This window comes from Pseudomonas sp. F01002 (genome assembly GCF_004402115.1).
In the GTDB taxonomy this organism is placed as follows: Bacteria; Pseudomonadota; Gammaproteobacteria; order Pseudomonadales; family Pseudomonadaceae; genus Aquipseudomonas; species Aquipseudomonas frigoris.
In genome coordinates this window covers 420-21,076 of record NZ_SOPU01000030.1, presented here as the reverse complement: position 1 = coordinate 21,076, position 20,657 = coordinate 420, and the positions used below count along the sequence as shown (strand labels likewise).

Here is a 20,657-nt window from a genome sequence, read left to right as displayed (position 1 = left end):
CGACGCCCATGGAGATCGAGTGTGGGAGCGGGCTTGCTCGCGAAGACGGACTGACATTCAACATCGATGTCGCCTGTTACACCGCTTTCGCGAGCAAGCCCGCTCCTACATTGGATCTGCGTCGACTGATATGTTTGCGTGATACCACCAAATCAGAGCGAGATTGGATGTGAGCAAGAGAGCCTATAACTTCTGTGCCGGTCCTGCGGCACTTCCCGAAGCTGTCCTGCAGCGCGCCCAGGGTGAACTCCTTGATTGGCATGGCAAAGGCCTGTCGGTCATGGAAATGAGCCATCGCAGCGATGAGTTCGTGTCCATCGCCACCAAGGCCGAGCAGGATCTGCGTGATCTGCTGAATATCCCCTCGAACTATAAAGTGCTGTTTCTGCAAGGTGGCGCCAGCCAGCAATTCGCTCAGATTCCTCTGAACCTGTTGCCGGAAAGCGGCACCGCCGACTATATCGACACCGGTATCTGGTCGCAGAAAGCCATCGAAGAAGCTTCGCGCTACGGTCACGTCAATGTCGCCGCCACCGCCAAGCCTTACGACTATTTCGCTATTCCCGGTCAGAACGAATGGAACCTGTCGAAAGATGCGGCCTACGTTCACTACGCGCCGAACGAAACCATCGGTGGTCTGGAATTTCAGTGGATCCCGGAAACCGGCGATGTTCCGCTGATCGCCGACATGTCCTCGGACATCCTGTCGCGTCCGATCGATGTTTCGCGCTTTGGCATGATCTACGCCGGTGCCCAGAAAAACATCGGCCCGAGCGGTATCGTCGTCAACATCGTTCGCGAAGACCTGCTGGGGCACGCCCGTTCCCTGTGCCCGACCATGCTCGACTACAAGGTCGCGGCCGACAACGGCTCGATGTACAACACCCCGCCAACCCTGGCCTGGTACCTCTCGGGTCTGGTATTCGAGTGGCTGAAAGAGCAGGGTGGTGTTGAAGCCATCGGCAAGCTCAACGAAGTGAAGCAGCGCACGCTGTACGACTTCATCGACGCCAGCGGCTTGTACAGCAACCCGATCAACAAATCGGATCGCTCGTGGATGAACGTGCCGTTCCGCCTGGCTGACGACCGTCTCGACAAGCCATTCCTGGTCGGTGCCGAAGAGCGTGGCCTGTTGAACCTCAAGGGTCACCGTTCCGTGGGTGGCATGCGTGCCTCCATCTATAACGCCGTCGACATCGTTGCGGTCAACGCACTGATTTCGTACATGGCAGAGTTCGAGAAGGAACACGGCTAATGTCTGAGCAAGAACTCAAGGCACTGCGCCTGCGCATTGATGCCCTGGACGAGAAAGTCCTGGAGCTGATCAGTGAGCGCGCACGCTGCGCCCAGGAAGTTGCGCGAGTAAAGATGGCCTCGCTGGCCGAAGGTGAAGTGCCGGTGTTCTATCGTCCTGAGCGTGAAGCTCAGGTGCTCAAGCGCGTCATGGAGCGTAACCAGGGGCCGTTGGGCAACGAAGAGATGGCGCGGCTATTCCGCGAAATCATGTCCTCGTGCCTGGCCCTCGAGCAGCCGCTGAAAGTGGCTTACCTCGGCCCTGAAGGCACCTTCACCCAAGCCGCGGCCATGAAGCACTTCGGTCACGCCGTGATCAGCAAGCCAATGGCAGCGATCGACGAAGTGTTCCGTGAAGTGGCGGCCGGTGCGGTGAACTTTGGCGTGGTTCCGGTGGAAAACTCCACCGAGGGTGCGGTCAACCACACCCTCGACAGCTTCCTCGAACACGACATGGTGATCTGTGGCGAAGTCGAGTTGCGGATTCACCACCACCTGTTGGTCGGTGAAAACACCAAGACCGACAGCATCAGCCGCATCTATTCCCACGCCCAGTCCCTGGCCCAGTGCCGCAAGTGGCTGGACGCGCATTACCCGAATGTCGAGCGCGTGGCGGTGTCCAGCAACGCCGAAGCGGCCAAACGGGTCAAGGGTGAGTGGAATTCGGCGGCGATTGCCGGCGACATGGCCGCAGGCTTGTACGGGCTGACCCGTCTGGCCGAGAAAATCGAGGATCGCCCGGACAACTCCACGCGATTCCTGATGATCGGCAGCCAGGAAGTGCCGCCGACCGGCGACGACAAGACTTCGATCATCGTCTCCATGAGCAACAAGCCCGGCGCGCTTCACGAGTTGCTGGTGCCTTTCCACGACAACGGCATCGACCTGACGCGAATCGAGACGCGTCCTTCGCGCAGCGGTAAATGGACCTACGTGTTCTTCATCGACTTCGTCGGCCACCACCGCGACCCACTGGTCAAAGGTGTGTTGGAAAAGATCAGTCAGGAAGCAGTGGCACTCAAAGTGCTGGGTTCCTACCCGAAAGCAGTTCTCTAAGGGCGGTAGCAAATGAGTGGTGACTTCCTCGCTCTGGCACAGCCGGGCGTGCAACAACTTTCGCCTTACGTTCCGGGCAAGCCCGTGGACGAACTGGCGCGCGAGCTGAACATCGATCCGGCCAGCATCGTCAAACTGGCCAGCAACGAAAACCCGTTGGGCGCCAGTCCCAAGGCTCTGGCGGCGATTCGCGAAGCATTGGCCGAGCTGACCCGTTATCCGGACGGCAACGGTTTTGCGCTCAAGACCCTGCTGGCCGAACAGTGCCGCGTCGAGCTCAATCAGGTGACGCTGGGCAACGGTTCCAACGACATCCTGGAACTGGTCGCCCGTGCCTACCTGGCGCCGGGTCTGAACGCGGTGTTCAGCGAGCACGCGTTTGCGGTCTATCCGATCGTCACCCAAGCCGTCGGCGCTACGGCCAAAGTGATCCCGGCCAAAGACTGGGGCCATGATCTGTCGGCCATGCTGGCCGCAATCGATGCCGATACCCGTGTTGTCTTCATCGCCAACCCGAACAACCCGACCGGGACCTGGTTCGACGCCGAGGCGCTGGACGAATTCCTGCAGGACGTACCGGAACACGTGCTGGTGGTGCTGGACGAGGCCTACATCGAATACGCCGAAGGCAGCGATTTGCCGGATGGCCTCGACTTCCTGGCGGCGTACCCGAACCTGCTGGTTTCGCGTACGTTCTCCAAGGCTTACGGTCTGGCGGCGTTGCGGGTCGGCTATGGCTTGTCCACGGCGGTGGTTGCGGATGTGCTGAACCGCGTGCGTCAGCCGTTCAACGTCAACAGCCTGGCCCTCGCCGCTGCGTGCGCTGCGTTGCAAGACACCGAGTACCTGGCTGAAAGCCGTCGCCTGAACGAATCCGGCATGCAGCAGCTGGACGCGGGTTTCCGTGAGCTGGGATTGAGCTGGATTCCGTCCAAGGGCAACTTCATCTGCGTCGATCTGGGCCGTGTTGCGGCTCCGGTCTTCCAGGGCTTGCTGCGCGAAGGCGTGATTGTGCGTCCGGTGGCCAATTACGGCATGCCGAATCACTTGCGCATCACCATCGGTTTGCCGGCGGAAAACAGCCGCTTCCTCGAAGCGCTGACCAAGGTTCTGGCTCGTGGTTGATGTCACTGCACTGCAATCTGCTGAACCTATGATCGGTCGCCTGGTGGTGGTCGGTCTGGGGCTGATCGGCGGTTCGTTTGCCAAGGGTTTGCGTGAAAGCGGCCTGTGCCGCGAAGTGGTCGGGGTCGATCTCGACCCGCAGTCGCGCAAGCTGGCGGTTGAGTTGGGTGTGGTGGATCGCTGCGAAGAAGACCTGGCCGTTGCTTGCCAGGGCGCCGACGTGATTCAACTGGCCGTGCCGATCCTTGCCATGGAAAAAATGCTCGGCCGATTGGCCAGCATGGACCTGGGGCAAGCGATTCTGACTGACGTCGGCAGCGCCAAAGGCAATGTGGTGCGCGCGGCAACCGAAGCGTTTGGCGGCATGCCGGCGCGTTTCGTGCCGGGGCATCCGATTGCCGGTTCCGAGCAGAGCGGGGTGGAAGCCTCCAATGCCGAGCTGTTTCGTCGCCATAAAGTGATTTTGACGCCGCTGGATCAGACTGATCCGGCAGCGCTGGCAGTGGTCGACCGTTTGTGGCGCGAATTAGGCGCCGATGTCGAGCACATGCAGGTCGAGCGTCACGACGAAGTGTTGGCGGCGACCAGCCATTTGCCGCACCTGTTGGCATTCGGTTTGGTCGATTCGTTGGCCAAGCGCAATGAAAACCTTGAGATCTTCCGTTACGCTGCGGGCGGTTTCCGCGATTTCACAAGAATTGCGGGTAGCGACCCGGTCATGTGGCACGACATCTTCCTCGCCAACCGCGAAGCTGTCCTGCGCACTCTCGATACATTTCGCAGCGACCTCGACGCCTTGCGCGACGCGGTCGATGCAGGGGATGGGCACCAATTGTTGGGCGTGTTCACTCGCGCCCGGGTTGCCCGCGAACATTTCAGTAAAATCCTGGCCCGCCGGGCTTATGTGGACGCTATGAATTCCAACGACCTGATTTTCCTGGCACAACCTGGTGGCCGCCTGACTGGGCGGATTCGAGTACCGGGCGACAAATCGATTTCCCACCGTTCGATCATGCTCGGCTCCCTGGCTGAAGGCGTTACCGAAGTGGAAGGTTTCCTCGAGGGCGAAGACGCCCTGGCAACCTTGCAAGCCTTCCGCGACATGGGCGTCGTGATCGAAGGTCCGCACCACGGTCGCGTGACCATTCACGGCGTCGGCCTGCATGGCTTGAAACCTGCGCCGGGCCCGATCTATCTGGGCAACTCCGGCACTTCGATGCGTCTGCTGTCTGGCCTGTTGGCTGCGCAGAACTTCGACAGCACGTTGACGGGCGATGCTTCGCTGTCCAAGCGTCCGATGAATCGCGTGGCCAATCCGCTGCGTGAAATGGGCGCCGTGATTGAGACTGCTGCTGAAGGTCGTCCACCGATAACCATTCGCGGCGGCAACAAGCTCAAAGGCCTGACCTACACCATGCCGATGGCCAGTGCCCAGGTTAAATCCTGCCTGCTGCTGGCGGGTTTGTACGCCGAAGGCAAGACCACCGTCACCGAGCCGGCTCCAACCCGCGACCACACCGAGCGCATGCTGCGTGGCTTCGGCTACCCGGTTTCCGTCAACGGGGCGACCGCTTCGGTCGAGTCCGGTAACAAGCTGACTGCGACCCACATTGAAGTGCCGGGCGACATCTCGTCTTCCGCGTTCTTCCTGGTGGCCGCGTCGATCGCCGAAGGCTCGGAGCTGGTGCTTGAGCACGTCGGCATCAACCCGACCCGTACCGGCGTGATCGACATCCTGCGTCTGATGGGCGCTGATATCACCCTGGAAAACCAGCGTGAAGTCGGCGGTGAGCCGGTTGCGGATCTGCGCGTACGTGCAGCTAAACTCAAAGGTATCGAGATTCCCGAAGCGCTGGTTCCGCTGGCCATCGACGAATTCCCGGTGCTGTTCGTGGCCGCGGCCTGTGCCGAAGGGCGCACCATCCTGCGTGGCGCCGAAGAGCTGCGGGTTAAAGAGTCGGACCGGATTCAGGTCATGGCGGATGGCTTGCTGGCGCTTGGCGTCAAGTGCGAGCCGACCCCAGACGGCATCATCATCGACGGCGGCCAGATCGGCGGCGGCGAAGTGCACGGACACGGCGATCACCGGATTGCCATGGCCTTCAGCGTGGCTTCGCTGCGCGCCACTGCACCGATCCGCATTCATGACTGTGCCAACGTCGCGACGTCGTTCCCGAACTTCCTCGCGCTGTGCGCGCAGGTCGGTATCCGTGTTGCACAAGAGGCTCAGTCGTGATTATCAAGCCACCGGTCATCACCATCGACGGGCCTAGCGGTTCGGGCAAGGGCACTATTGCCGGAATTCTGGCCAAGCGCCTGGGCTGGTGCCTGCTGGATTCCGGTGCGCTGTACCGTCTGCTGGCATTCGCCGCGCGTAATCATGGCGTCGATCTGACCAATGAGGAGTCGCTGAAGCTGCTGGCCGCTCATCTGGACGTGCAATTCGTCGGCGCGACCGAAGGTCATCCGCAGCGGATCATTCTCGAAGGTGACGATGTCACTGATGATTTGCGCAACGAACAAGTCGGCGCCTGGGCTTCCCAGGTCGCTGCGCTGCCGGCCGTGCGTGATGCGCTGCTCCAGCGCCAGCGGGCGTTTCAGGAGGCTCCGGGTCTGGTGGCCGATGGACGCGACATGGGCACGGTGGTTTTTCCCGATGCGCCGCTGAAGATTTTCCTGACTGCCAGTGCCGAGGAGCGTGCGCGCCGTCGATACTTGCAGTTGAAGGGCAAAGTCGATGGTGTTAGTCTGTCGAGTCTGCTAGATGAGATACGTGTCCGCGATGAGCGTGACACCCAGCGAGCGGTAGCCCCGCTCAAACCGGCGGCTGACGCCATACAGCTGGATTCCACGGAATTATCCATCGATCAGGTGCTGGAACGCATCATGAGTGAAATCGCCATTCGCGATATCGCCGGGTGACCAAGAAGCGACTCAGGGGACCAGTCATAGTCCTGCGTCGTTTCTTCAAATGAACATAACCCACGTCGTCTGGGATGTGGAGATGGGCGTATCCTTCGCCCTTATTCAACAGGAATTAAAATGAGCGAAAGCTTTGCGGAACTCTTTGAAGAAAGCCTAAAAACCCTGAACCTTCAGGCAGGCTCCATCATCACCGGTGTTATCGTTGATATCGATTACCAAGCTCGCTGGGTAACCGTTCACGCTGGCCTGAAGTCTGAAGCACTCATCCCGCTTGAGCAGTTCTACAACGATGCTGGCGAACTGACTATCAACGTCGGTGACGAAGTTCACGTTGCTCTGGACTCGGTTGAAGACGGCTTTGGTGAAACCAAGCTGTCCCGTGAAAAAGCCAAGCGCGCTGAATGCTGGATTGTTCTGGAAGCAGCCTTCGCAGCCGAAGAAGTGGTCAAGGGCGTTATCAACGGTAAGGTTAAAGGCGGCTTCACTGTCGACGTTAACGGCATCCGTGCGTTCCTGCCAGGTTCTCTGGTTGACGTCCGTCCTGTGCGCGACACCACGCACCTGGAAGGCAAAGAGCTGGAATTCAAGGTCATCAAGCTTGACCAGAAACGCAACAACGTTGTCGTTTCCCGTCGTAGCGTCCTCGAAGCCGAGAACTCCGCTGAGCGTGAAGCTCTGCTGGAATCCCTGCAGGAAGGCCAACAAGTCAAAGGTATCGTCAAAAACCTCACCGATTACGGCGCATTCGTCGATCTGGGTGGCGTCGATGGCCTGCTGCACATTACCGACATGGCTTGGAAGCGTATCAAGCATCCTTCCGAAATCGTCAACGTTGGCGACGAGATCGATGTCAAGGTTCTGAAGTACGATCGCGAACGCAATCGTGTTTCCCTGGGCCTCAAGCAACTGGGCGAAGATCCATGGGTTGCTATCAAAGCCCGTTACCCAGAAAGCACTCGCGTTACCGCTCGTGTAACCAACCTGACCGACTACGGCTGCTTCGCTGAGCTGGAAGAAGGCGTTGAAGGCCTGGTACACGTTTCCGAAATGGACTGGACCAACAAGAACATCCACCCTTCGAAAGTCGTACAAGTCGGCGACGAAGTGGAAGTTATGGTTCTGGACATCGACGAAGAGCGTCGTCGTATCTCCCTCGGCATCAAACAGTGCAAATCTAACCCATGGGAAGATTTCTCTGGCCAGTTCAACAAGGGCGATAAAATCTCCGGCACCATCAAGTCGATCACCGATTTCGGTATCTTCATTGGTCTGGACGGCGGCATCGACGGTCTGGTTCACCTGTCCGACATCTCCTGGAACGAAGTGGGCGAAGAAGCCGTTCGCCGCTTCAAGAAGGGCGACGAGCTGGACACCGTTATCCTGTCGGTTGACCCAGAGCGCGAGCGCATCTCCCTGGGCATCAAGCAACTGGAAAGCGATCCGTTCTCCGAGTACGTTCAAGAGAACGACAAAGGCGCCATCGTTAAAGGCATCGTGAAAGAAGTTGACGCTAAAGGCGCCATCATCACTCTGGCCGACGATATCGAAGCGACTCTGAAAGCCTCCGAAATCAGCCGTGACCGCGTTGAAGACGCGCGCAACGTTCTGAAAGAAGGCCAGGAAGTAGAAGCCAAGATCATCAGCGTTGACCGCAAGAGCCGTGTAATCCAGCTCTCCATCAAGTCGAAAGACGATGCTGAAGAGAAAGAAGCAATCCAGAGCTTGAAAGACAAGCCTTCGGATAGCATCGCTGCTGGTCCTACCACTCTGGGCGACCTGTTGCGTGCACAAATGGAAAAACAGAACTAAGTTCTGTCAGACCATAGAAAAAGGGCGACTTCGGTCGCCCTTTTTTGCGCCTGTGATTTGGTGATTTTGATGGTTTCGTGGCGCTGCGATTGTTTGCCGTGAAACCAATCCTCCCGGCAAGTTGTCTCTTTCTTTAACAGGATCAATCGTTTATTTACAGCTAGTCTTTAGCTTGCAGCGAACGACCATCGGGCGGCGTGTCCGGCCTAAGGAAGTGAATGAACAAGCTCATTGTCGTCATAGCAGTACTGACACTGGCGGGCTGTACCACTAATGCCAAGACTCATGCGGTGCGTGGGGTCAGTGGCATCGAGATCGATTGTTCAGGATTGGGGTCGGGATGGGAGAAGTGTCGCAAGCGAGCGAACAAGGAGTGCAAGGCGGCGGGCTACAAAGTTGTAGCCAGGTCCGATGATGCCAAAGACGAGGATGAGTACCCCTTTGGCTTCAATCCTGCGGGCTATCTGACGCGCACCATGCTGGTTATCTGCAGGTGAGTCCGAAAGGGCATGATCAGCGTTCCAGTGATCTGAAATCGGGCATCTCTTTCTGGGTAAAGATATGTCAAAACTCGGGCTGTTCAAATTCATCCGGGCGTGCTAAAACCTTTGAAGCGCTGATCTAGCTGCTTGAAAAAGAAGGGAAAAATATGACGAAGTCGGAGTTGATCGAACGAATTGTCACCCATCAAGGGCTGCTCTCATCCAAGGATGTGGAGCTGGCCATCAAGACCATGCTCGAACAAATGTCCCAATGTCTGGCCACCGGTGATCGCATCGAGATCCGTGGGTTTGGCAGCTTCTCCTTGCACTACCGCGCACCGCGCGTAGGTCGCAATCCAAAAACCGGTCAGTCCGTCAGCCTCGACGGCAAGTTCGTGCCGCATTTCAAGCCGGGGAAGGAGCTTAGGGATCGGGTGAATGAGGATGAGGAAGAGAATTGAGCATCGGATATGGAAGATATGGCATGCATGCATTCAGGCGTATAGGAATAATTGTATTCGTGTTATGTGTAGCTATAACATCACTTGTATTTGTGTTGGAAAATCAACAGCCATCAACATTGCTATTTTTTGGCTGGTCAACACCTTCTCTCCCAATATCGCTGTACGTCGCAGTATCACTTCTGCTAGGCATGGTAGTCGGCCCCCTCACTTTGTTCGTTGTCCGATGCGTATCTGGGCAAAACAAGCGACCTAGCTGAGATTGTGCCTATAGAAAATATTCTGTCGTCACCAACGATTGCTCCTGTCGCTGGTACAATACGCGAGCGATGAAGAACTGGTCTTGAAAAAATTATCTTTATCAATACATAGAAAGTATTTGAGCAAATCGAGCGCATCACTACGGTGATGTGCCCGTACAGGAAAAGGGCGAGTGGGGTATGCAGAGCAGTTCATCCGAATCATATAGAGATTCTGAGATCGATCTTCAGGCGTTGATCACCTCGATTTGGCGAAGAAAGTGGCTAATATTGGGCGTTGCTTTCATGGCAACGCTATTAGCTGCCTCGTATGCATTTATGGCTAAGCCGGTTTTCGAAGCTAAACTCTTCCTTATTCCGCCTACGCAAAACGACATAGCTAATTTCAATTACGGGCGTACGCGTGAGTCCGATCTTACGCCTCTAGCTATTAAGGATATTTATACGGTCTTCCTTCGAGTACTCAACTCTGAATCCCTCCGTAGAGAGTTTTTTAACACAGTATACGTGCCGAGTCTGTCAGACGAAGAGCAGAAGGGATCAAAAGACGCTTTATATTCTCGATTTTCAAAGGTGTTGACAGTTACTCTTCCGGTTAAAGACGCGGGTGATCAATCTGCTGTAACTGCACAAGCTAATGATCCTGACTTAGCTTCTACGTGGGTCCAAGCTTATGTTGACCGTGCGGGAGTACTGGCAAAGGAGGAAATGATAAAGAACATTTCCACCGAAAGCCAAGTGAGAGCTCGTAATCTTCTTCAGCAAATCAACTCCATGCGAGAAAGCGGTATACAGCTTCGGCAAGACTCTATTACGAAATTACGAGAAGCACTTCGTGTTGCTGAGGCTATAGGTCTAGAAAAACCACCAATAATTACGGGCAACCCATCGGTTGAGGTGGCGGGGAGCTTGGATGGTCAAATTATCTACATGCGTGGTTCAAAGGCGTTGAAGGCGGAAATTCAAAACTTGGAACAACGCAAGTCAGATGATCCATTTGTAACGCATTTACGTGATCTTCAGTCAAAGTACGAGTTTTATAAGAGCCTCGATGTCAATCCATCTAATGTTTGGGTTTACAGGGAAGATGGCGAAGTTGATCGTCCTGACGCTCCAATAAAACCAAGAAAATCATTAATCTTAGCATTAGGGTTAATATCGGGTTTGTTGGCAGGCATTATGCTCGCGCTAATACTATATCTTTCCGATAGGAATCATATGAGGTCACAAGCCTGATTGATTTCAATTTAATCTGAATTTCGGCTTGGACTATATACCATAAACGGCATATACAACAGTACTGCCTAATATGTTAGCACGCTCAAATATCAATTGAATAGTCGGCTTTTATTGGTATGAGTGAGGTATTAGGTTTTGTGACCTTTGGGAAGTATTATATAACTTTACATAGCTGTATTTGTAAAGAGACTTGATATTGGTATCAATGAGTGGTCGGGAAGTGGCTAATATGATTAGCGAAAGAAAAATGCCATTCTATATTGTTCTATTTGCGTGCTTACTGGTAGTTCTTGGGGATCTGCGAAATGTTATTTCTCCTTTAGGCTATTGGATTCTCTGGGGGATGGTTTTCATTGTTGGAATTTTTTCTGGTTGTATAAAAAAAACGTATTTTGACGCCGCTTTTTTTGGTGTTACCTGTGGTTTTTTGGTGTTAGTTTTCGCGCTGTTAATCGTAGGTCTAGTTAATGCTGATATTTATACGGCTTATCAAGGGATAAAATATTTGATGATTTATGCCTTGCTGGTGGTAGTTTATTCAAATTCGCAATTTCTTCAAGTGAATCAATTTTATTATATCGCCGCAATCTCAACTTTAGTTGGTTTTTCTGTTTTTCTGCTATGTAAGTACGTATTCGTCGGTTATTACATTTTACTTGGGGATGGCCGCCAAGGAAGTATGATTGCGTATCCAGGTGTGTTGTGGAAAACCAATGCGTTCTTTGCAGCTTTTATAGTGGCAAGAATTCTCAGTAGTTCTTTTCAGAAAATGATTCCAGCGATTTGTATTTTGTTGGCATCAGTGTATCTACTTTTAGAGGATTCAAGTCGTACGGGTTTTTTGTGGTTTTCGGTAATCGTAGCTGTATTTGCTATGCTGGTATTTTTAATCAATACAACTAAATTTTTATCCGTTTTGTCGATCGTATTAATGGTGGTGGGTGTATTTGCAGTTTTTAATTTAGATTTAATATATGGGTTTCTTGATGGTAAATCAATTTTAGTACTCAATAGATTGTTTGAAGGAGACCCTATTAGGTCGCAAATGATTAGTGATGGTATCGTTAACGCGGAAGCATGTTTACCACTAGGTTGTGGATTTCAAAGTTCGACTTCATTGGTTACCGGAACTCCGATGGTGATACATAACGTATATTTGGCAATCCTAGGTGACTTTGGTTTATTAGGTGAAATTGGACTGCTGATAATGGTTATGAGTCCAATGGTTGTGTTTGCAATGCGGGAGTCGATTGGTGGACCTAATCAAGGACCTCTTATACATTACAAGTTGGCTGCTTGTCTTGGTGCGTCGTGCTATTGCTTTATCTTACTCTTTCATCCTTTGAGTTCGGAAATGTCAGAGTGGGGGTACTGGGCCATTATGTTGTCTTGGCTGTCTCGCCTGTCGAATATACATTCAAGTGTTAGAAGGGGTTCTAGCGCTGATACAGAGTTGAGAGTCTGATTTTGAAATATCTAATTAAGAATATGGGTTTTCTATTTTTTGCTCAACTTTGTGCTTATCTAATTCCAATACTTGAAATTCCGGTGTTGGCCCGAGCGTTGGGCGTTCAAGAATATGGAAAGGTAGTACTTATTCAATCTATAGCACTCATGTCATCGTTAATTGTAGAATACGGTTTTTCTTTAAGTGGGTCGCGCCAGGTTGCAATCGCACGCGATGACAAGGGAGAACTATCCAGAATCTATGGAGAGGTGTTTTCTGCCAAATTGATCATCGTGTTAATTGTTCTTCTGTGTAGCGCGGTGCTATATATCTTAAATGGCTCTTTATTTTTTGACGGTCCGCTAGTATTTTTCGGATTTCTATATTTTTTAGCTTTCGGTTTTAGCCCGTTCTGGTTTTTCCAAGGATTAGAAAAAATTAGTGTGGTGGTGATATTGGAGGTGATTTTACGTTTCGCGAGTTTGATTTTTTTATATTGGTTTGTTAAAGATGAGGGTGGTGCGAAATTAGCGCTTGGAATAATGGCCGGATTTGGGCTGTTGAATACATTTGTCGGTAATGTTATGTGTATCAAAAGGGTTGGTAAAATACGCCTGTGTTTATTTGGGGGGATACAGCAGTTAAGAGTCGGTTTTCATGTTTTTATTTATAAAAGCTCAAACAATATATTGCTTAGTGCTGGCCCATCATTAGTTGGAGCAACATCTGGGCATGTGGCTGTTGCTTCTTACGTCCCGGCTGAAAAAATAATTCGTGGTTTTGTAGGGTTCGTAAATCCAATTCTTATAGGATTTTTTCCGTATTTAAATCGCCAATATCGATCATCTAGAGATAATACGATTAGGCTGTCATTGATGATTGTGGCTGGTATGTTTGCGATGGGTATCCTTGCCGCTGGTTCAATATTCTTCGTAGGCGATTTTTTAATTCAAGCAGTTTTAGGTTCGGGTTTTATAATAGCAAGCAGCATACTAAAGATATTTGTATGGATTATTCCTTTTAGGCTAGCCAATCAAGCGATCGGGCTCTGCATATTAATACCGATGGGCCGGGATAAAATAACCAGTGGTTTCATGATGTTTTTTTCCATAATGTCCATGTTGTTTGCAACATTACTATCAATTTGGTATGGCGTTAACGGGATAGTGATGGGGTTCGTTATCACTGAAGCATGTTTGCTGCTTGCGTTAATATTTGTGGTTGTAGATATAACGATTAAATCGTCGGGCGAGGTAAAGTTGTGATTACTGTGCTTACAGCAACTTATAACAGAGCAACAACACTTCCACGGCTTTTTGAGAGCCTATGTGCCCAGACCTGCATGGAATTTGAATGGTTGATCGTTGATGACGGTAGTCTAGACGACACGCAAAGTATTTTAACGGGCTTCGCTAGTTCTGCTCCGTTCAAAATTCGTGTTGTTGAACAATTAAATAGTGGAAAGCATGTTGCATTAAATAGTGGTGCCGCTCACGTAAGTACACCATGGTTGTTCATAGTTGATAGTGACGATGCTCTAGTCCCAAAAGCGATTGCAACGATTTTAAGCTCGATAGATCAACCAAGTGATGAAGGTACGGTCGGCTTATGCTATCGGAAAGCCTATTTTGATATGCAATTGTTAGGCGTTAAATTAAATGTTGGCGATATGCCAATTATATTGACACCTACTGGAGCAGGACATCTTTTCAAAGGCGATTTGGCCTATGTCTTTAAAACCGAAATGCTAATAAGGCATAAATTCCCCGTTTTTCCAGGAGAGAAGTTTGTTCCGGAACTGTATGTTTGGAATAAGATAGGTGACGAGGGGCTAATATATTTTTTTCCAAATGAAATTTTATATCTCTGTGATTACCTTGATGATGGTTATTCTCGAAATTTTTCTTCTAATTTGCGCAAAAACCCTAAGGGTTTCCTGGTTTTTTACTGGTCGCAAATAGGAAGGGAAACAAGTATATTTTTTAAAGCAAAATATCTTATTCGTTCCGTACAGTGCTATTTATATACATTGCTTAACAGGTTTTCATGAATATATTATTTTTTATCACTAGTTTAGATGTAGGCGGAGCCGAGCGCCAGGTATTAGATTTGGCTCGACGGCTTATTTCCCGTAATCATAATGTATTGATTGTCTATCTAACTGGTTCTGGACGATTGATATCGTCTGATAAGTCTGTTAGGGCCATAGGGTTGGGGAGTACGAAATCGATCTGCGGGGGGGTTCGAAGCTTTTTGTCGTTAAGAGCTTTAATTAAATCCTTCAAACCAGATGTTGTGCATTCTCATATGGTTCATGCAAATTTGTTAGCGCGTCTGGTCCGATTAGTGACTCATGTTCCGCGACTTATATGCACAGCTCACAGTAATAATGAAGGTGGTAGGCTCAGGATGTATGCCTATAGGATGACAAATTTTCTCGCAGATGTAACTACGAACGTCAGTCGCGGTGCGGTTGAAGCTTTTGAGTCTAAAGGGGCAGTGAGGCACGGTCAGATGCTTGTTGTACCGAACGGAATTGATACGGATAAATTCAGTTTCGATGAATTGTCTCGCTCTAATATTAGAAGCGCTGAAGGGATCTCTGCGAATGAGAAAGTGATTTTAGCCGTTGGAAGATTAGTTACCGCAAAAGATTATCCCTGCTTGTTGGGTGCATTTGAAATTTTATGCAGAGTTGACAAGGCCATAACGCTTTGGATTATTGGTGACGGAGAGTTAAAGAGCGAACTTATTGCGCTATGCAAAGAATTAGAAATTTTTAATCGCGTCAAATTTTTCGGAATCCGGGAAGATGTTGCAGGATTTTATAGTGCCGCAGATGTCTATGTCCTTTCGTCTGCATGGGAAGGGTTTGGTCTTGTGGTAGCTGAAGCGATGTCAACCGAAAGAGTTGTTGTCGCCACGGACTGTGGTGGTGTAAAGGAGGTTGTTGGCGAGGAAGGGGGGCTTATAGTTCGGCCGGGCAAGGTGGAAGAATTGGCAGCTACTATCAGATTAGCACTCGATATGGATACATCAGCGGCCCGAGCACTCGGTCGACGCGCAAGGCAGAGAGTAATTGATAACTATTCGCTAGATGCCGTTGTAACCACCTGGGCGAATCTGTATGCACCATGACGCAGGCTAGAGGCTCAAAAAGCACCCATTATCGCACCTCTTGCTTAATGCGTGGTATCTTGTATCGATGCTAATTCAGTGTATGCGGGTACTGTATTACACTTCAATGTAGTGGCAGCAGCCGTGGAGCACATTGCGATGAGCTCCGATCGCCTGCGATGACTTTATGGACGTTTGTTTAAATGAAGATAGTGTTAATGGGGACTACAGCGGCCTGTGTCCTAGGATTCAGAGCTGACTTGATTAAAACCCTTGTAGGAAAAGGGAATCAAGTGTTTGCATTTGCGCTTGATTTTGACGATGACACTCGAGCGAAAGTGAGGGCTTTAGGAGCCTTGCCTGTTGATTATGTGTTTAGTCGTACAGGATTGAACCCTCTAGGCGATATCATTAACACTTACAAGTTAGTCAAGTTGTTAAAGGTCATCTCACCTGATATAGTATTTAGTTATTTTTCGAAGCCTGTAATCTTTGGAACTTTAGCCGCTGTGATGGCTGGAGTTAAGCGACGGATAGGTATGCTTGAGGGGCTCGGATACGTCTTTACAGAGCGACCCGAGGGAGTGGCACTCAAAGGAAGGTTGTTGAAGTTCATTCAAGTCTTTCTTTATCGAGTTTCCTTTCCTTTTTTGGAACGGCTGATTTTCTTGAACAAAGATGATCCTGTTGACTTGGTAGAAAAGTATAAAATCAAAGTGTCTAAAGTCAGCGTGCTTGGTGGTATAGGTTTGAATCTGTCAAATTATCCTTATACTGTTCCCCCAGTAGAGCCCATAAGTTTCATATTTGTTGGTCGCTTACTTGCGGAAAAAGGTGTTAATGAGTTCATTCAAGCGGCAAGATTAGTAAAACGTAAGTCTCCGAGTACTAGGTTTGTAATGTTAGGTGGTCTTGATGAGTCTAACCCTGGCGGTTTGACTTCTAACGGTGTCAGTGCACTTATCAGTGAAGGGTTGGTGGATCATCGCGGTCATGTCGATGATGTTGCTGGTTGGCTCGCCAGTTCCAGTGTATTTGTCCTTCCTTCGTATAGGGAGGGAGTTCCAAGAAGCACGCAGGAAGCAATGGCAATTGGTCGTCCGGTAATTACGACCGATGTACCAGGTTGTAGAGAGACAGTTATTGATGGGCTCAACGGCTTTATAGTCCCGCCATGGTCTGCGGAGGCACTTGCGGAAAAAATGATGCATTTTATAAACAATCCCACGCAAATTGAGGCAATGGGATTGCAGGGTTTTAAAATTGCCCAGAAAAATTTTGATGTTCGATTGGTCAATGAACGATTGATGAGCTATTTTCAATGAATAGTTCTTTGATATGCTGGTTTCGGTGAACAAATGGATTCTTATCGGGAAAAAGTACTATTGACAGGCGCTTCGGGGTTTGTGGGGGATGCAGTTTTGCATGACCTCTCTCGTCGTGGACTATTCGATCTACGTGTGGCGACTCGCAATCCAAATACCTTCTCTGGTATGGCGTTTGAGTCCGTATTATTTAACGGATTGAATGCGGAACAGAATTGGACTCAAGCGCTTGAAGGGGTGGTTCTAGTTGTTCACTCTGCAGCTCGAGTGCATATTATGAAGGATCTAGCTGCTGATTCTATGACTGAGTTTCGTAGAGTGAACGTCGATGGCACATTGAATCTCGCATTGCAAGCCGCATCAGCAGGCGTAAAAAGATTCATTTTCATAAGTTCGGTTAAAGTAAATGGTGAAGGTACACCCCTTGGTATTCCTTATACTGCAGATTCAGCCGCCTCACCAGTGGATGAGTATGGTATTTCGAAACTTGAAGCAGAAACGGGCTTATTGGAAATCGCAGCCAAAACCTCTATGCAAGTTGTAATCATTAGACCGGTGCTAGTTTACGGTCCGGGCGTTAAAGCGAATTTTTTAAGTATGATGGGAGTTGTGGAAAAAGGTATACCGCTACCTTTTGGACGAATTAACAATAAGCGAAGCTTTTTGTCGCTGGATAATCTCGTCGATTTCATATTTCATTGTATGATCCACCCTGCAGCAGCGAATCAAGTGTTTTTAGTCAGTGACGGAGAAGACCTTTCCACAACTGAGCTGTTAAGAAAAATTGCCAGTGCAATGGGTAAGAAATCCAGGCTTTTGCCAGTGCCTGTCGGGTTACTCAGGTTGATTGCACGGATTTTTGGTCAGCAGAAATTGGCTGATCGCCTTTGTGGTTCCCTTCAGGTCGATATTAAAAAAAATAAAGAATTATTGGGCTGGGTGCCGCCAATTAGCATTGACGACGCATTAATAAAAACAGCAAAATATTTCCAAGGAAGCCGTAAACTATGAACGCCTGGTATTTGCTGCCTGTTATTTTTATTTGTTCGCTTTTTCTAACTAGATTGCTTCGCGTTTATGCGTTGTCACACAGCCTTATTGATGTTCCTAATGTTCGCAGTTCGCACTTGAATCCTACGCCGCGGGGTGGTGGGGTAGCGATCGTTCTGAGTTTTCTTTTATTTCTTCCTCTCCTTTCTATTGAAGGCTATCTCTCCTGGGCACAAGCCTTCGGATTAATCGGAGCAGGTGGAGTGGTTGCGCTACTGGGATTTCTCGATGACCATGGGCATGTGGCTGCGCGTTGGCGATTGCTTGGACATTTCATAGCCGCTTGCTGGGCGTTATATTGGGTGGCTAGTTTGCCACCATTAATTATATTTGGAGTCGATGTCAACATCGGCCCTTTCGCTTATATAATTGCAGCAATATATCTGGTTTGGATGTTGAATCTTTATAACTTCATGGATGGTATCGACGGAATTGCTAGCATCGAAGCGGTGACTGTCTGCTTAAGCGCTGTTTTGCTGTACTTTGTAAGTGGCTTTCCGCAGTTAATATGGGGACCTTTGTTATTAGCTTTTGCTGTATCAGGTTTTTTATATTGGAATTTTCCACCTGCACGAATATTCATGGGCGACGCAGGGAGCGGCTTCTTGGGTATAACGCTCGCAATTTTCTCTTTACAGGCAGCCAACGTTTTTTCAAATTTTTTTTGGTGCTGGCTGATATTACTCGGTGTCTTTATCGTTGATGCGACTTTCACGTTGATTCGTCGTTTGCTAAGAGGAGATAAAGTTTATGAAGCACACCGTAGCCATGCTTACCAATTCGCTTCGCGTCGTTTTGGCAATCATTTTTCGGTGACTTTGGCCGTTGGGCTGATCAATATTTTTTGGCTGCTCCCTTTGGCGTACCTTGTGGTAATCGATTTTTTTGATGGAGTGGTTGCGTTACTGTTTGCCTACGTGCCATTAATTTTCATTGCTGTGAAATATAATGCAGGTGCGGTAGAAGCCCGCTAACCTAATTATGTTCAGGTTATTTTCAACAGCTCTCTTGGGCATCTAAATATTAGCAATCATGTAGGCTGGCAGAGGTAGTAAGGTGTTCGGAGGATATATGGATAGATTGAGAGAGTTCCTTCTAGGCTTACCGCGGCGCCAGAAGAGGCTAATTCAAGTTTTGACCGATACGGTGTTGGTCTGGCTAGCCCTATGGATGGCATTCGTTGTAAGGTTGGGATTGGATGAGTTTATCAATCCGCTGATATACCACATATGGCTTTTTATTTGCGCGCCTATTATCGCTATTCCTCTATTTGTTCGATTCGGAATGTATCGGGCTGTAATGCGATATTTTGGAAACGATGCCTTAATTGCGATTGTCAAGGCTGTTTCTTTATCGTCGCTAACTCTCGGTATAGTAGTTTATTGGTATAGCAACCACGAAAACGTTGTCCCGCGCTCTATCATTTTTAACTACTGGTGGTTAAGTCTGATGATGGTAGGCGGTTTGCGTTTAGCGATGCGTCAATATTTTCTGGGGGATTGGTTTTCCGCAGCTCAACATGTCCCATTTACTAGTCGGGACAATGGTTTAACTAGGGTTGCAGTGTATGGCGCGGGGGCCGCGGGAAATCAACTTGTAGCTGCCCTGCGTATGGGGCGGGTTATGAGACCAGTAGCCTTTATAGACGATGACAGTACTATCGCAGATAGAGTTATCTCAGGCCTTCACGTTTATAAACCAAAACATATCCAACAGATGATTGATGTTACGGGGGCGCAGGAAATATTGTTGGCTATCCCATCATCTAACAGGGGGCGGCGTCGCGAGATTCTAGGGTTTTTGGAAGGTTTTCCATTACACGTTCGTAGTGTTCCTGGTTTTATGGACTTAGCCAGTGGTCGGGTAAAAGTAGATGATATTCAAGAAGTTGATGTTGCTGATTTGTTGGGGCGTGACTCAGTGCCCGCGCAGAGCGGGTTACTCGAGCAATGTATAAAAAATCAAACGGTTCTTGTCACAGGTGCCGGTGGTTCTATAGGCTCAGAGCTTTGCCGCCAAATAGTAGCATTAAGACCAACCACTTTACTATTGTTCGAACATAGTGAGTTTAATCTATATAGTATTTTGTCTGAACTAGAGCAACGAGTTGCTCGTGAGTCATTGCCCATAAAATTGCTGCCTATCTTGGGTTCTGTTCGAAGTCAGGAAAAGCTCTTGGATGTGATGAAAAGCTGGCGTGTCGACACGGTCTACCATACGGCAGCTTATAAACACGTTCCAATGGTGGAGCATAATATCGCAGAGGGAGTTCTAAATAATGTCATCGGGACTCTCTATACTGCTCAAGCGGCTGTCCAGGCGGGAGTTTCCAATTTTGTGCTTATCTCCACGGATAAAGCTGTGCGCCCTACAAATGTCATGGGTAGTACAAAGCGTCTTGCGGAGTTGGTTCTTCAGGCGCTAAGCCAAGAAGTAGCGCCAGTAATGTTTGGTGATGTCGCTAACGTTTCTCAAGTGAATAAAACAAGGTTTACCATGGTCCGATTTGGCAATGTATTAGGATCCTCTGGTTCAGTGATACCGCTTTTTCATAAACAGATTAAATCCGGAGGGCCGCTAACGGTAACCCATCCAAAAATCACTCGCTATTTTATGACTATTCCTGAAGCCGCTCAGTTAGTCATCCAGGCTGGATCTATGGGTCAAGGTGGTGACGTATTTGTTTTGGATATGGGGGAGCCAGTAAGGATTGTCGAACTTGCTGAAAAGATGATTCATTTATCTGGTTTTAGTGTGCGCTCGGAGAAAAATCAGCAAGGTGATATCTCAATCGAGTTTACGGGTTTGCGTCCTGGTGAAAAGCTTTACGAAGAGCTCCTCATTGGTGATAACGTCGTCGCGACACAACACCCTATGATAATGAGTGCAAACGAAGACTATCTCCCTTGGGAAGCGCTTAAGACGAAACTCAATGAACTTCTTAACGCGGTTCGAGATGACGACTATTCGCGGGTTCGCCAAATCTTACGAGAGACCGTCAGTGGGTATACACCCGACGGCGATATTGTTGATTTTATTCATCAACAGCGTCGTATCGATCCTTAACT

The 20,657-nt window shown here is 49.6% G+C and carries 17 protein-coding genes; all 17 read left to right on the top strand.

The genetic code is table 11. The features are described 5' to 3' along the window. Positions 1–169 precede the first annotated feature (169 nt). A complete protein-coding gene (gene serC / locus E3W21_RS24675; protein ID WP_134422179.1) occupies positions 170–1,255 on the top strand; it encodes a 3-phosphoserine/phosphohydroxythreonine transaminase in 1,086 nt (361 codons plus the stop codon). After that, complete coding sequence (gene pheA, locus E3W21_RS24670) at positions 1,255–2,349, top strand: prephenate dehydratase (RefSeq protein WP_007899727.1); 1,095 nt, start codon at positions 1,255–1,257, stop codon at positions 2,347–2,349. Before serC ends, pheA begins: the two co-directional genes overlap by 1 nt. Positions 2,350–2,361: 12 nt before the next feature. Beyond that, positions 2,362–3,474: a histidinol-phosphate transaminase gene (hisC, locus tag E3W21_RS24665; RefSeq protein WP_134422178.1), complete on the top strand. Its 1,113-nt coding sequence runs from the start codon at positions 2,362–2,364 to the stop codon at positions 3,472–3,474. 28 nt (positions 3,475–3,502) lie between these two features. Then, a complete protein-coding gene (locus tag E3W21_RS24660; protein WP_256661652.1) occupies positions 3,503–5,710 on the top strand; it encodes a bifunctional prephenate dehydrogenase/3-phosphoshikimate 1-carboxyvinyltransferase in 2,208 nt (735 codons plus the stop codon). Next, positions 5,707–6,396 carry a (d)CMP kinase gene (cmk, locus tag E3W21_RS24655; RefSeq protein WP_008148720.1) on the top strand — a complete coding sequence of 230 codons (690 nt, stop codon included), beginning with the start codon at positions 5,707–5,709 and terminating at the stop codon, positions 6,394–6,396. The genes E3W21_RS24660 and cmk overlap by 4 nt, the downstream gene beginning before the upstream one ends. Positions 6,397–6,516: 120 nt before the next feature. Next, entirely contained in the window at positions 6,517–8,208 is a 1,692-nt protein-coding gene (rpsA, locus tag E3W21_RS24650; protein ID WP_008148721.1) for a 30S ribosomal protein S1, read from the top strand. Positions 8,209–8,426: 218 nt separating this feature from the next. Next, the gene (locus E3W21_RS24645) at positions 8,427–8,705 is read left to right on the top strand and encodes a hypothetical protein (protein WP_134422176.1); all 279 of its coding nucleotides are present in this window, start codon (positions 8,427–8,429) and stop codon (positions 8,703–8,705) included. A gap of 152 nt (positions 8,706–8,857) precedes the next feature. Continuing rightward, positions 8,858–9,151: an integration host factor subunit beta gene (gene ihfB, locus E3W21_RS24640; RefSeq protein WP_134422175.1), complete on the top strand. Its 294-nt coding sequence runs from the start codon at positions 8,858–8,860 to the stop codon at positions 9,149–9,151. A gap of 440 nt (positions 9,152–9,591) precedes the next feature. Next, positions 9,592–10,647, top strand: coding sequence for an LPS O-antigen chain length determinant protein WzzB (locus E3W21_RS24630; protein ID WP_134422174.1), 1,056 nt, complete (start codon positions 9,592–9,594; stop codon positions 10,645–10,647). 223 nt (positions 10,648–10,870) lie between these two features. Beyond that, positions 10,871–12,115, top strand: a complete 1,245-nt coding sequence (locus E3W21_RS24625) for a hypothetical protein (RefSeq protein ID WP_134422173.1) — start codon at positions 10,871–10,873, stop codon at positions 12,113–12,115. A 2-nt stretch (positions 12,116–12,117) separates the two neighbouring features. Continuing rightward, positions 12,118–13,362 carry an oligosaccharide flippase family protein gene (locus E3W21_RS24620; RefSeq protein WP_134422172.1) on the top strand — a complete coding sequence of 415 codons (1,245 nt, stop codon included), beginning with the start codon at positions 12,118–12,120 and terminating at the stop codon, positions 13,360–13,362. Continuing rightward, positions 13,359–14,147 carry a glycosyltransferase family 2 protein gene (locus E3W21_RS24615; protein WP_134422171.1) on the top strand — a complete coding sequence of 263 codons (789 nt, stop codon included), beginning with the start codon at positions 13,359–13,361 and terminating at the stop codon, positions 14,145–14,147. Before E3W21_RS24620 ends, E3W21_RS24615 begins: the two co-directional genes overlap by 4 nt. Beyond that, positions 14,144–15,235 carry a glycosyltransferase gene (locus E3W21_RS24610; protein ID WP_134422170.1) on the top strand — a complete coding sequence of 364 codons (1,092 nt, stop codon included), beginning with the start codon at positions 14,144–14,146 and terminating at the stop codon, positions 15,233–15,235. Before E3W21_RS24615 ends, E3W21_RS24610 begins: the two co-directional genes overlap by 4 nt. A gap of 182 nt (positions 15,236–15,417) precedes the next feature. After that, positions 15,418–16,539: a glycosyltransferase family 4 protein gene (locus E3W21_RS24605; protein ID WP_134422169.1), complete on the top strand. Its 1,122-nt coding sequence runs from the start codon at positions 15,418–15,420 to the stop codon at positions 16,537–16,539. Between the two features lie 33 nt (positions 16,540–16,572). Beyond that, on the top strand, positions 16,573–17,550 hold the full coding sequence (locus E3W21_RS24600) for an SDR family oxidoreductase (RefSeq protein WP_134422168.1): 978 nt from the start codon (positions 16,573–16,575) through the stop codon (positions 17,548–17,550). Continuing rightward, positions 17,547–18,563 (top strand): glycosyltransferase family 4 protein, encoded by a 1,017-nt coding sequence (locus E3W21_RS24595; protein WP_134422167.1) that lies wholly within the window; start codon positions 17,547–17,549, stop codon positions 18,561–18,563. Before E3W21_RS24600 ends, E3W21_RS24595 begins: the two co-directional genes overlap by 4 nt. A 97-nt stretch (positions 18,564–18,660) precedes the next feature. Continuing rightward, positions 18,661–20,655 carry a nucleoside-diphosphate sugar epimerase/dehydratase gene (locus E3W21_RS24590; protein WP_134422166.1) on the top strand — a complete coding sequence of 665 codons (1,995 nt, stop codon included), beginning with the start codon at positions 18,661–18,663 and terminating at the stop codon, positions 20,653–20,655. Positions 20,656–20,657: the final 2 nt, after the last annotated feature.

Coding starts and splice junctions, on each gene's coding strand:
- pheA (WP_007899727.1), top strand. CDS start 1,255: ATGTCTGAGCAAGAACTCAAGGCACTGCGCCTGCGCATTGATGCCCTG.
- hisC (WP_134422178.1), top strand. CDS start 2,362: ATGAGTGGTGACTTCCTCGCTCTGGCACAGCCGGGCGTGCAACAACTT.
- E3W21_RS24660 (WP_256661652.1), top strand. CDS start 3,503: ATGATCGGTCGCCTGGTGGTGGTCGGTCTGGGGCTGATCGGCGGTTCG.
- rpsA (WP_008148721.1), top strand. CDS start 6,517: ATGAGCGAAAGCTTTGCGGAACTCTTTGAAGAAAGCCTAAAAACCCTG.
- E3W21_RS24645 (WP_134422176.1), top strand. CDS start 8,427: ATGAACAAGCTCATTGTCGTCATAGCAGTACTGACACTGGCGGGCTGT.
- ihfB (WP_134422175.1), top strand. CDS start 8,858: ATGACGAAGTCGGAGTTGATCGAACGAATTGTCACCCATCAAGGGCTG.
- E3W21_RS24630 (WP_134422174.1), top strand. CDS start 9,592: ATGCAGAGCAGTTCATCCGAATCATATAGAGATTCTGAGATCGATCTT.
- E3W21_RS24610 (WP_134422170.1), top strand. CDS start 14,144: ATGAATATATTATTTTTTATCACTAGTTTAGATGTAGGCGGAGCCGAG.
- E3W21_RS24605 (WP_134422169.1), top strand. CDS start 15,418: ATGAAGATAGTGTTAATGGGGACTACAGCGGCCTGTGTCCTAGGATTC.
- E3W21_RS24600 (WP_134422168.1), top strand. CDS start 16,573: ATGGATTCTTATCGGGAAAAAGTACTATTGACAGGCGCTTCGGGGTTT.
- E3W21_RS24595 (WP_134422167.1), top strand. CDS start 17,547: ATGAACGCCTGGTATTTGCTGCCTGTTATTTTTATTTGTTCGCTTTTT.
- E3W21_RS24590 (WP_134422166.1), top strand. CDS start 18,661: ATGGATAGATTGAGAGAGTTCCTTCTAGGCTTACCGCGGCGCCAGAAG.